This window comes from Emticicia sp., assembly GCF_049241225.1.
Lineage (GTDB): Bacteria > Bacteroidota > Bacteroidia > Cytophagales > Spirosomataceae > Emticicia.
This window is the reverse complement of sequence record NZ_JBMLRC010000316.1, coordinates 1-12,031: the sequence shown is the minus strand read 5'-3', so window position 1 is coordinate 12,031 and position 12,031 is coordinate 1. Positions and strand designations below refer to the sequence as shown.

12 protein-coding genes are annotated in these 12,031 nt (G+C 38.0%); 1 reads left to right on the top strand and 11 read right to left on the bottom strand.

The genetic code is table 11. The features are described 5' to 3' along the window. Window positions 1-255: 255 nt before the first annotated feature. The 6 genes from ftsZ to ACOVO2_RS16855 all read right to left on the bottom strand — a co-directional run bounded on the left by ftsZ (window position 256) and on the right by ACOVO2_RS16855 (window position 7,322). On the bottom strand, window positions 256-1,632 hold the full coding sequence (gene ftsZ, locus ACOVO2_RS16880) for a cell division protein FtsZ (RefSeq protein ID WP_421771107.1): 1,377 nt from the start codon (window positions 1,630-1,632) through the stop codon (window positions 256-258). Between the two features lie 130 nt (window positions 1,633-1,762). Next, entirely contained in the window at window positions 1,763-3,181 is a 1,419-nt protein-coding gene (gene ftsA / locus ACOVO2_RS16875) for a cell division protein FtsA (RefSeq protein WP_421771106.1), read from the bottom strand. 56 nt (window positions 3,182-3,237) lie between these two features. Beyond that, window positions 3,238-4,005 carry a cell division protein FtsQ/DivIB gene (locus ACOVO2_RS16870; protein WP_421771105.1) on the bottom strand — a complete coding sequence of 256 codons (768 nt, stop codon included), beginning with the start codon at window positions 4,003-4,005 and terminating at the stop codon, window positions 3,238-3,240. A gap of 122 nt (window positions 4,006-4,127) precedes the next feature. Further along, the gene (locus tag ACOVO2_RS16865; protein WP_421771104.1) at window positions 4,128-4,904 is read right to left on the bottom strand and encodes a GNAT family N-acetyltransferase; all 777 of its coding nucleotides are present in this window, start codon (window positions 4,902-4,904) and stop codon (window positions 4,128-4,130) included. Window positions 4,905-4,944: 40 nt separating this feature from the next. Continuing rightward, a complete protein-coding gene (murG, locus tag ACOVO2_RS16860; protein WP_421771103.1) occupies window positions 4,945-6,045 on the bottom strand; it encodes an undecaprenyldiphospho-muramoylpentapeptide beta-N-acetylglucosaminyltransferase in 1,101 nt (366 codons plus the stop codon). Window positions 6,046-6,143: 98 nt separating this feature from the next. Next, on the bottom strand, window positions 6,144-7,322 hold the full coding sequence (locus tag ACOVO2_RS16855) for an FtsW/RodA/SpoVE family cell cycle protein (RefSeq protein ID WP_421771102.1): 1,179 nt from the start codon (window positions 7,320-7,322) through the stop codon (window positions 6,144-6,146). A 375-nt stretch (window positions 7,323-7,697) separates the two neighbouring features. On the opposite strand from ACOVO2_RS16855, the gene ACOVO2_RS16850 reads away from it, so the two are divergent. Beyond that, window positions 7,698-8,798: a DUF2891 domain-containing protein gene (locus tag ACOVO2_RS16850; protein WP_421771101.1), complete on the top strand. Its 1,101-nt coding sequence runs from the start codon at window positions 7,698-7,700 to the stop codon at window positions 8,796-8,798. A 90-nt stretch (window positions 8,799-8,888) separates the two neighbouring features. Here the strand turns inward: ACOVO2_RS16850 and mscL are convergent, their stop codons facing one another. The 5 genes from mscL to ACOVO2_RS16825 all read right to left on the bottom strand — a co-directional run bounded on the left by mscL (window position 8,889) and on the right by ACOVO2_RS16825 (window position 11,982). Further along, window positions 8,889-9,209 (bottom strand): large conductance mechanosensitive channel protein MscL, encoded by a 321-nt coding sequence (gene mscL, locus ACOVO2_RS16845; protein WP_421771100.1) that lies wholly within the window; start codon window positions 9,207-9,209, stop codon window positions 8,889-8,891. A gap of 52 nt (window positions 9,210-9,261) precedes the next feature. Beyond that, window positions 9,262-10,182 (bottom strand): DUF3078 domain-containing protein, encoded by a 921-nt coding sequence (locus ACOVO2_RS16840; protein WP_421771099.1) that lies wholly within the window; start codon window positions 10,180-10,182, stop codon window positions 9,262-9,264. A 171-nt stretch (window positions 10,183-10,353) separates the two neighbouring features. Continuing rightward, the gene (locus tag ACOVO2_RS16835) at window positions 10,354-11,181 is read right to left on the bottom strand and encodes a mechanosensitive ion channel family protein (protein ID WP_421771098.1); all 828 of its coding nucleotides are present in this window, start codon (window positions 11,179-11,181) and stop codon (window positions 10,354-10,356) included. A 45-nt stretch (window positions 11,182-11,226) separates the two neighbouring features. Beyond that, the gene (locus ACOVO2_RS16830; RefSeq protein WP_421771097.1) at window positions 11,227-11,394 is read right to left on the bottom strand and encodes a hypothetical protein; all 168 of its coding nucleotides are present in this window, start codon (window positions 11,392-11,394) and stop codon (window positions 11,227-11,229) included. Between the two features lie 24 nt (window positions 11,395-11,418). Then, window positions 11,419-11,982 carry an RNA polymerase sigma factor gene (locus tag ACOVO2_RS16825; RefSeq protein ID WP_421771111.1) on the bottom strand — a complete coding sequence of 188 codons (564 nt, stop codon included), beginning with the start codon at window positions 11,980-11,982 and terminating at the stop codon, window positions 11,419-11,421. Window positions 11,983-12,031 lie beyond the last annotated feature (49 nt).

Below are 12,031 nucleotides of genomic sequence, written 5' to 3'. Positions count from 1 at the left end.
TTTTACTTGCTCAATAAATTGCACAATTTCCACAACCCGATTTTTTTGAACGAAAAAGATACAAGTGTCGACAAACTTTTAGAAAAGTATTTTTAACGAAAAATGCCCTCAAAATAACTTCTGAGGGCATTTTCTTTATAAACAAAACATAAAGGAATAATGTAGATACAATCGACAATTTTAAAACACATAAGTAATTTATTATAAATTAACTAACTTACTGTTGACTATCGACTATTGACCGTGGACTTCTCATTATCTTGCTGTTTCCATCATAGCGAGCAATTGGTCTAATTCATATTCCAACACTCGACCATTTTGTCTGAGCTTCTTAATATCTTGTAATTCTACACCATTACGAACATAAGTTGGCGTTGTATTCAAAGCAGGATTACGGTAGCCTTCACGCATGAATCGCTGAATCATTGCTTTGATTTGCTCAGTTGTATCTTTTTGCTCAACTTTCGGCTCGGTGATTTCGGCATAAGTCGCTGTTTCTTCAACAGGGTTTTGTGTGCTGCTGGTGTTGATTACCGTAGCACCAACAGAAGCTGTTGGCTGTGGCACAGAAGCCATCACGGTTGTAGCTACGGGTGGTTTTACTCTTTCCACGACTGGCTCAGGAACATGAATTGGTTCTTCAACAACAACTAAATCAAAACCCGCCGCCACAATTGTTACACGTACTTTTTTACCCAAATTCGGGTCAGTCGCAAAACCATGCTTGAATAAACTCGCTTTACTTTGAATTTGACTTTCAACAAACTTCGTCACCAATGTTTGGTCAGAAAGTTTAATTTTATATTCTGGACTATACGCAATGCTCAATAAAACCCTTTGAGCTCCACTAATATCATTGCTCTCAAGTAATGGAGAAGATAAGGCCAATTTGATGGCTTCTTCAACCCTTTTATCACCTTCGGCTTCTGCAGTTCCCATTACGGCTTGTCCTGCACCGCCCAAAACCTTCTTAACGTCGGCAAAGTCAAGGTTAATGATTCCCGTACGAGTGATAAGTTCGGCAATACTTTTTACGCCATTGGCCAAGACATCATCGGCTTTTGCATACGCTTCTTCGATGTCCATATCGCCAAATTGCTCTTCCAAACGCTCGTTTTTAATGATAAGTACGGTATCGCAATTCTTTTTTAACTCTTCGATACCTAAGCGAGCCTGATTAATCTTATCTCCACCTTCAAACGGGAATGGGTCGGTTACGACCGCAATCGTGAGAAGATTCATTTCTTTGGCGATTTTGGCAATCACGGGTGCTGCACCCGTACCTGTGCCACCGCCCATACCAGCCGTAATGAAAACCATTTCGGTTGGTTCTTTGAGTAGTTCACGAATCGCTTTTTCGCTTTCTTCGGCGGCTTTCTTACCCATTGTTGGTTCGGTTCCTGCACCTAAACCTTTGGTAAGTTCAACTCCTATTTGTAGTCTTTTTATTTCGGGTGAGGCAGACTCAAGGGCTTGTTGGTCTGTATTACAAATAACCAAACCAATATCATTAACGCCCAAGTTGTGCATGTGCTTTACGGCATTACAGCCGGCACCGCCTACACCTATTACTTTAATAATGTTTCTGAATTTGTTCTTCGGGACAAGTTCGTAGTCTGGTTCTTCTGACATCGTAATAAACTTTTATAGATTAGGAAAAGCTGTTTTTTCTTCAAAAAGGTTTTGTATTGGCATAGTGTATTTTGAAAAATTTGGCCATAACTACCAAAGCATTTCAAATATAATGATTATATCCGAAAAATCAAGTGTAGCCTTTATCGTCGCCCAAATCGGTTTTTGAAGCTTGTACTTGACGTTTCAACCAACCGAAAAGTCCACCGCTTTGCTGTGGCTCTTCTTGTGGTGCTGGCTGCTCGACTTCTTTGTGTCGGCCTACATTACGGGTTTCAAAGCCATTGGTTGGGTTTGGAGGCAACTGGCTTTCTGGAATTTCACCCCAAATTACTTCTTGCGGAACTCGTTCATCAAGAGGTAAGAAACCTGATAATACTAATCCAACCACCGTAGCATACTTAGGGTCGATGATTTTACTTAGTGAACTTTCTCCGATATTACGAACCGTATTACCTACTCGGATATTCATTCCGTTGGTTACTTGGTCGAACACGTCTTTTATCATGCGAATGTTAGCCGTTCCGCCCGTAAGCACAACTCCACTTATAAGCTGACCATCGTAACCCGAGTGCATAATTTCGGCCATTGCCATTGCGGCAATTTCCTTTAGGCGTTCTTCGATAATAATACTTACGTTTTTAGCAACGATTTCTTTATCGGGTAAGCCCTCAACGCCAGGGATTTTGATGATGTCGTTTTTACCCACTTCCGCAGGTGGCACATCACCCATGATGAGTTTGAGTTTCTCGGCGTGATCTGGCAAAATCTGGAAGGCCTTTACGAGGTCATTCGTAATGCTTTTTCCTGCAAACGGAATTACCGAAATATGTCGTAAACCACTTTCATGGAAAATAGCCACTTCGGTTGTATCACCTCCAACGTTTACCACGGCAACGCCCAGTTTTTTATCTACTTCACTTAAAACCGACATTGCATCGGCCAAAGGAGAAAAGAGCGTATGAACTATTTTGAGCGGAATAAAACGTTTATTATCTTGAATCTTTACTCCAACACTCTCAATGGTTTGTTGGAGAGCAATGTGCGGGTCGTTTGGTGTTGAAATTAAAAAGAAATTACCGCCGAGGGTTACACCAAAGCGTCCGATTGGATTTTCGGGAACTAAAGCACGGTCAATAATAAATTCCTGTGGGAAGGTATGAATAATTACATTTCCTGCCGTTGGACGAAACGATTTACGAATATCAACCGCCAGTTTTTCGATTTCTTCTTTGCGAATTGTAGTGCGGCTATCATTGCGAGTCAAGAAGTTTTGATGACTTCTCCCTTCTACATACTCACCCGAGATATTTACAATTACATTTTGAATATTGATGTCGGCTTTGTCTGATAATTTGGTAAGGATACGGTCAATATCACGGGCTGTAAACTCTAGGTTCACGACCGTTCCGTTAGACACACGTCCACGTTGGGTAGGTTCTTCAACCATATCAAGAATTTTTACTTTCCCGATGTGGTCCATAATTCCTGCCACCGCACAAATCTTCGTGCTACCAATATCAATGCCTACGATTACACCTTTATTCATTCCTATATTATTTATAAGGCTTTTAGCTTCAAATTGATGGCTAAAAGTCACAGCTTTTACTTACATACAATTTGCCCGTCGTATTTCACACTCACCGACGAAAAACCATCCCAACCTTTTACAGGAAGGATTTGGTTGTAAAATATCTTTAATCTATTTAATCTATTTTCAATATTTGCTGGTTCGCCAAACTCAATAATATGATTACCAACTAACGGAACAATGCTAATGTCGCCATTATTATCAATGTTTAATTGCGTGAATTGTGCCTTCAAAAACGAATCCTCGTTGATAAAATTTATAAATTGTAGATTCTTTTCCTGACGTTTGGTTTTTAAGCTCGACAAATTTCGGAAATATTCGCCCGAAAGCAATAAAATTCTTGCGGAATATCGGTCAGATAGTGGAAAAAAACTTCCATCGGCATCTACATATACGTCATCACGACCGTCTGGCATCAAAATTCGAGCAATTGGAATGTGCTGTTCGATGTCAACATTAAGCGTTCCTTCAACTCCTCTAAAGACTTGACAACTTTTAATTTGTCGATTTCGTAATACTCTTTGCTCTATTTCACGAAGGTCGATTTTCTCATAAAGTTTACCTACGAGCTGGTCACTTCCGTTTCGAGTAACTAAGTTCTCGACGTCGTGTTTATTAAGAAAAAACTGTTCGTCGGCATTCTTAATGTTTATCTCTATTTTTTTGCAACGATTCGAGGAAAAACTATCGGTCGAAAAAGCGATTAAGAGCATAATAGCACCAATTGCTACTACTCCCAATAGCACTTTGCCAATTTTACCGAAGTTAGTATTACGAAACATTTTTTATTGTATTAGGAAAATTAATTAATTGTTACTTGTGAATTGGTTACTGGTAAACTTGGTTATTGAGAAATACCGTTTGGTATAAACGGATAACCAGTACCAGATAACTAATCACTAACTCATAATTGTGTTAAAAAAGTATTCTGGTTGGCCAGTGTTTTAAATTCGTCCGCAAATTTAGGTTCTAAATCGTTTTTACAAAGATTTTTTAGGCGTTCGATGTCCCGATTCCAGCGATAACCATCGAAATATTCTAAACCTTTGTGGTCTCTAATTTTATACAAAGCTGATGATTTGTAGGCGGTTCCGAGATAAACGTGCTTTAGCCCGTTTTCTTTTCCCCATTTAATTACTCGCCACATGAGCCATTTACCGAGCGAGTGGGTTCGCATATACTCTGTATCAAAAAAAGCAAACCAATAGTGCAACATATCGCCTTCGAGAACTGCAAACACAAAACCGATTAATTTACCTTCGATGCTAAATCTGAAAATGTGTGTGCCTATTTCTCTCGATAAAATATATTGCCAACGCTCCATGCTCATGTTGTCGTCTCCGATGCGTTGCGAAATATATTCTTGACTAAGACTTACGAAATCGCTTGCGTTCAAATCAAAGTCTTCTTTCTTGATTACCTCCAGTTGAATGTTAAGCGGTTCGACCAAACGATTTACTCGGCGATTCTCGGAGGTATCCTCAAATCTATCAAGGTCAACTCTTAGACTACGAGCTAAGTAAAAAGTTTCTCCTTCGATGCTCAAATTTCCTGTATAAGGCAAAAAACCTTTTTCATAGATTTCGGGTAACTCACTTTGTGATTCTTTCAAGCAATAAATTGCATAATCGAATGTATAGGTCGAATAATCTACTCTATTTTCAGAAAAAAATATCTTCATAATTTCTTAGATAATACAACAGGACGCTGTTGTCGGTGGACTATCGACGGTTAATAATTTTCAGTACTTCTGAGGCAATTTCTTTACCTGCGTTGGGTTTTGCCAATGTTTTGATATTTTGGCTCAACTGCTGCATTTCGACTTTATTATCAGCCAATTTTATTACATCATCTACCAGGACATCTCTCGCTTCAGCGTCTTTTACTAACCAAGCGGCTTTTACATTGACCAAACTCATGGCGTTTTGTGTTTGGTGGTCTTCGGCTGCGGTTGGCAGAGGTACTAAAATCGAAGGCTTTTCGGCCAAACAAAGTTCCGATACCGATAAAGCTCCTGCACGAGAAACTACTAAATCGGCGGCAGCATAAGCCAAGTCCATTTCATAAATAAAGTCCGAAACAAAAACTCGCTGTGTTTGGAGCGACTCGACCGCTTGTTTTGCTTTATCAATAAATAATTTGCCTGTTTGCCAGATTACCTGTAAATCGTTCGAGATTAAATCATTCAAACCCGCAAAAATAGCCTCGTTTATGGTTCTTGCACCTTGGCTTCCACCAATCACTAAAAGCGTTTTGCGTTCGGGGGCAAGTCCGAAATGTTTGAATGCTTGCTCTCTTTTCGAGGCGGTTTCTAAAATATCTTTTCTTACAGGATTTCCTGTCATGACAATTTTTTCTTTCGGAAAAAACTGCTCCATATTAGGGTATGCTACGCAAATTTTTTGAGCTTTTTTTGCTACAAACTTATTCGTTACACCTGCAAAAGAGTTTTGTTCTTGAATAAGCGTGGGTACTCCTAAAAAATTAGCCATTATGAGTGTTGGGCCACTGGCATAACCACCCACACCGATAGCTACATCGGGTTTGAAGTCTTTAATGACTCTATAAGTTTTCCAAAGGCTTTTTATCAGCTTAATAGGCAAGCCCAAGTTGGCCAACATATTGGAGCGATTTATGCCCGCAATTGGTAAGCCAATAATTTTGTAGCCTGCTTTTGGCACTTTTTCCATTTCCATTTTACCTTCTGCTCCAACAAAGAGGATTTCGTTGGTAGAATCAATGGCCTTTAGCTCGTTTGCAATCGCAACCGCTGGATAAATGTGTCCGCCAGTACCGCCGCCGCTGATAATAATTTTTTTCATAAAATACCCCTCCGCCCCTAAAGGGGAACTTTTAACACTATTATACATTACAATTTCTATTCAGACAAAAACTTTACTCCCCTTTAGGGGGTGGGGGTTTAGGCATTTAATACTTTTTCGTCGTATTCTTCTTTACTTACACTCAAAACAATACCAATAGCCACGGCTGTAAATAGGATAGATGTTCCTCCCATACTCATCAGTGGTAATGTTTGACCCGTAACTGGCCCCAAACCTACATTGATAAACATGTGAATGAATGCTTGAAATACAATACTAAAAGTAAGTCCTACGCACAAAAGCCCTCCGAAAGCCCGTTGGGTATTGCTTACATTTTTTAGCCCTCGATATAAGAGCCAAAGATACAAACCCATCACGAAAATCGCACCTATCATACCGTATTCTTCTACAATAATGGCGTAGATATAGTCAGAAAAAGCTTCTGGCAAATAGTTGCGTTGGAAACTATTTCCTGGCCCAATTCCAATTGCTCCACCACGAGCGATTGCAATCATGGCTTGTTCTTTCTGAAAACTATCATCTCGATCGGGATTTCCAACTATCTTATCGCGATTTATATCAATACCAGCAAAAGCTTCGATACGCTCTAATACAACTTGTCCACGACCAAATTCCACACCTCTTGAATATAAGTATATACTGATGCTCATTACTACGACCAATGCTCCAATCACCGAAAATGCCATTCTGAACAAATATTTGCTTGGTACTCGGCCCATATACATGATTAAAAAGCAGGTAACACCTAAGATAATGGCAGTCGAAAAATTAGTAATAGCTAGTAGTCCACACAATAAACCGCACCAAAAAATGAGACTTCTTAGTGTTTTTTGGGTATACTCTACATTCTGACGACGAGCCAACATCGCTGCCAAGTTTGTTATTAGCACTAAACGCACCAAATCAGATGATTGAAACGAAATGCCAAAAAGATTAATCCAACGCTTTGTCCCTCCGACAGTAGTGCCAAACAAATATGTATAGAGCAATAAGAATGGAGTTACCCAAAGTAAAATCTTTGAAATTCCAGCATATTTGGTATAATCTATTCGGTGAATTATCCAAATAACAAATAAACCTAGAAGTAAATGGGCCGTATGAGTGAGTAGGTAGCTTTCGGTATTTCCACCAGCTTTTTTGTAGGCGAGAGCGGAACTGGCACTGTAAACGACCAGCATACTAAACAGCGATAAAAGCACAACGATGAACCAGATCTGCCAGTCACCTCGCAATTTTTTTTTCAACCACGTTTCCATGATTTTGATCTGAAAGCAAATGCCTTCGATTAAGATTATAGGGAAATAAAGCACGATTAGGTTTTAAAATTTTAGACAAGTCTTTGTCTAAATTTAAAACTCGTAACAAATGTAAATTATTTCAAAAAGAAAGAAAAGAAAAATTTGAGATTTTTATTTTTAGGTAAAAAAAAGAGCCTTTTTAGTCTAAAAATGGTCTTTTTGTTAAAATAATACAAAATTTTATTTGGTTTGACTGTTTAAATTGGTAAATACTTTTAATAAATATTATTCACCGAAAATGCTATTTCTTATTAAAAATAGCTGTTTTAGGCTCAGATATAGAAGTTTTTTTTTATTAATTTTGACTTTTACACCTTATTCAAAGCCTAACTCATGTTCAGCAATAAACCAATATTCCGACAAACCTTTTTAGGGTTATTAACGATTATATTTCTCTCAACTCATACATACGCCCAGACTAAGTCGGAGCTTTTTACTCAAGAAATTGCCGAAAAGTTATCGGCTATGCCCTTGCATTGTATCACGCAAGAGTTTCCGAACAAAACAGGACATAGCTCAGATGCGGCAGAAGACCACAAGTTATTGCCATCTCAATTACACCCAAGTTTCTATGGCTGCCTCGATTGGCATTCGAGTGTGCATGGGCATTGGATGTTGACGAAATTATTGAAAGTTTTCCCGAATATAAAAGATAAAGAAAAGATTGTAGGTGTTTTGGATAGTAGTTTTATGCCCGAGAAAATTAAAACAGAAGCGGAGTATTTTACGAAATACAAAACTACCGTGACGTTTGAGCGTACTTATGGATGGGCGTGGGTTTTAAAGCTTGACCAAGAGCTACTTACATGGAACGACCCTTTGGCAAAAAAATGGCACCAAAATCTTCAACCACTAACTAAGGAAATCGTTAGACTTTGGACAGCCTTCTTGCCTAAACAAACATACCCGAATCGTACGGGAGTACACCCAAATACTGCTTTTGGGTTAGTATTTGCTTTAGATTGGGCAAGGGCATCTAAAAATGTAGAGTTTGAAAAAGCAATCATCGAAAAAGCTAATCAGTTTTATAAAGGGCAAACAAATGCTCCTGCTTACTTAGAGCCCGATGGCTCAGACTTTCTTTCACCGAATCTTGAGATTGCCGATTTAATGCGGAGAATTATGCCACCAAAAGAGTTTGAGGTTTGGTTTAAAGGTTTTCTCGAACCAAAATCTATCCAAAATCTACTAAAACAGCCAGTTGTGAGCGACCGAAAAGATTACCAAATTGTTCACCTCGATGGCCTTAGTATTAGCAGAGCATGGTGTTTTAAGGGAATCGCTTCGGCATTGTCGAAAACTAACCAATTAAAAGCCAAATTTGAGCAAACTTCAAATGCTTTTCTGAAAAATGCCCTTCCGAATGTCACTTCTGGAAATTACGGTGGCGACCATTGGCTGGCTTCGTTTGCCGTTTATGCAATTTTTGATTAATCGTGGAGCTTTAATTTAAAAACAAAAAAGCCAAATCAAATGAACACTTTGGAGCATCTGATTTGGCTTTTTAATATAAAAACTGTAAGATTATTTATCAGTTAATTTAGCTTTATTGGCAGCTTTAACAATCAAGAAAATAACCCAAGCTACAATCAAAAACTGAATTACGATTTGAATAAAGTTTCCGTACATGATATTCACCGGATAAACACCTTTTTCATCTGGTTGACCCAAATGAAGGGCAAGACTTTTGAAATCGACACCTGCCAGAAAAAAACCTACGATTGGCATGATTATATCATCAACCAATGAAGTAGTGATTTTGCCAAATGCACCGCCAATGATAACACCAACGGCTAAGTCAAGTACATTGCCTTGTGAGATAAATGTTTTGAATTCTTTTAACATTGTTTGAAAGGTTTAAGTGTAAGTAAATTATTGAAAAAAGTAAAGACTTTAATTACAGATTGAATACAAACCCTGCAGAAAACCCTTGACTAATTTGGAATTTGCTAACGATATCTGCATCATAAACACCCAAAAGTGTGAGGTTTACATTTAAATATTTATTCACTTTAGCAGTTGTGATGAGCATTACGTTGTGGTCCATTGGCTTTGTTTTTGGAGCATAAGCCACGAAACCTTGATAACGCCATTTTAGGTTTACATTTTTGGCGATGTCTTTATCAAATGCCGCTACAACCTGAAAACCCATTTCGTTTAAAACCTTACCTTTTTCGGTGCCGTAAGAACGTTTGATTACTTTACCGTCTTCGGTTACGTCTTTGGCAGTATTTGTAAATACTTCGTCGTTGCTCACAAATGTTTGGCGAAGTGTAGCACCACCTAATTGCACAACAAAATATTTCTTAGGTTTCCACTCAAGACCAACGCCCTCTGAAAGAAAAGCAGGTGCAAATAATGTCGAAATCTTTTTACCTTTTACTCCCTTTGCATCATATGCAAAACCCGAAGTAAATTGAGAAAGAAAGTTGATACCAGCAAACCAGTTGACGGTCGGAGATATTCTGCTCGCATATTTATTATCGATGAAGATGCGGTCTAAACTTTTGCGAGCATCTTGTCCTTTAAATTTCTGAGTACCGTATTGAAGTTGAATATCAGAGGTGAATACGCCTTTTTTCTTGTGATATACCGCTTTGTTATTGAAATATAGACCTAATCCAATATTGCCAACACCACCTTGTGTTTCGGCCCAAGCATCATTGAAACTTGCTTGAGAAAAATTAATACCGAATTGTGTGCTGCGTGGGTCCCACCAACCAACTTTGAGCGAATCTTCGAGGTTTTTGGGTGCTTCTTGAGCAAATGTTAGAGCAGCAAAAGATAAATAACAGATAGTTAAGAAAACCTTTTTCATTACAAAATAGGGGTTTGTTTAGTGTAAATAACAGTTGATTGTTTAAATAATAGGTGCGAAAAAAAGTATTCGCTTATTTTTGTTTAAGACGACAAGACCGAAAAATAGTAACAGTAAAAAAATAAAATCAAAAAAAAGCCTCATACAGGTTATATGTACGAGGCGAAATCATTAATCAAAAACTGTGACGGTTTTTGATTGTAAGACTTGTAGCGGAAAGATTGTTTTTGAATCTCCAGTTTTAAGGGTTATTGTTGTATTATCCATTGCAACAATTTCGCCTTTTATGCCATCAATTGCTATAATCTGACCTTCTTTATAACGGTTTTTGCTGTAAAACGAAGAAATGATGTTTAATAAAATCTCTTTTGATGCAAAGCCATAGCCAATCGCAAAGGCAAAAATAATTCCGCCAACCAAGAGATTAAAACTCGATTCCAAAAGGCTTGTATTGATGCCCACTTGTGCTACCGACTGAATCACGAAGATTATCAACAAGAAAAAGAAAATAGCTGTTCCGATGAGTTTTCCTGCCGCAATATTGAACGATTTACAGAGCGTAACTACAAAGTTTTTAAGAGCATCGGCTAAGAAAACTCCTGCCGAAAGCATCAAAGCAGAAGAGATAAGCTTAGGAATAAATTCTACTAAAAGCTTCACCATATCCGAAATCGCAGGCACGCCGAGTGTATCGGCAGCTGGACGTAACATAAATATGAGGATAAAATAATATAGAACTTTAGAGATTATTGAACTCAACTTTATTTCTAATTTTAATCCTTTTATTGCGTCAATTTCGTTGAGTTTATCACCAATTTTATCTGCTCCTACTTGCTCGAGCATTTTTTTTGTTACGGCTGCGACCATCTTGGCAACCCCCCAGCCAATTAATAATATAATTACAGCTCCTATTAAATTGTAGAAAAATGTCATGAAACTTCTAATCATGTCATTAAAAGTTGCCATTAATGTATCTGTAAAGCTCATTGTCGGTTTCATGTGTACTATTTTTAAAGGTAAAAAAAAGGTTGTTGTTAGGTTTGATCAATTATCTTTTGGTTCTAATTCTTGTAGCAGCTTTACGCCCGCAACCATCGTTTCTCCCAAAAACATTTGCACGATTTGCATGGCATCTCGAATGACATCAATTTCGGCCGTTAACATTCCTTTAAGATGCTCGGGAGCGGTAGCATCTTCGTCAAAATCTTCCATTTTAAATATAGTTTAAGGTATTTGTTATTTTTTCCAGAACCAAACTGCTTTGGCAATAATAATTAAGAAGAAAACAATATTTTCGGTATAAATCTTTCTTAACTTTTCTTTGGTACGCATCAAACGCATTTTTACAGCACTTTCGCTGATATTGAAAGTGTCGGCGATTTCCTTAATACTAAAATCATCTTGATACTTCATCAGCAAGATGGCACGTTCATCAGGGTCGATTTTTTGCAAGGCTTTTTTCAAATCTTGTGCTTGAATTTCGACTAATTCAGAATCGTCTTCTTCTTGTTCGAGGTCAAAGTTTTCGTCTAGAGCGGTTTCGGCTTGTTTTTTCACAATCCTCATCTGGTCCATGCAATAGTTGTAAGTAATCGAATAGAGCCAAGTCGAAAACTTCGCTTGCTCTTTAAAACTGCCAATCTTCAGAACCAAACGCAAAAATATATCGTGAGTGAAATCTTCGGCTTGAGCTTCGTTTTTTACAAAGGAAAGGCATTTCCTGTAAACTTTATCAACGTAGCGGTCGTAGAGTTCTTCAAAATAAAGATTTCGTTGGGTTTCAACGTACAGTCGAACCAACTCCTCATCAGGTGTATTTTTAAATGCTTTATTTTTCAATTTTGACCAA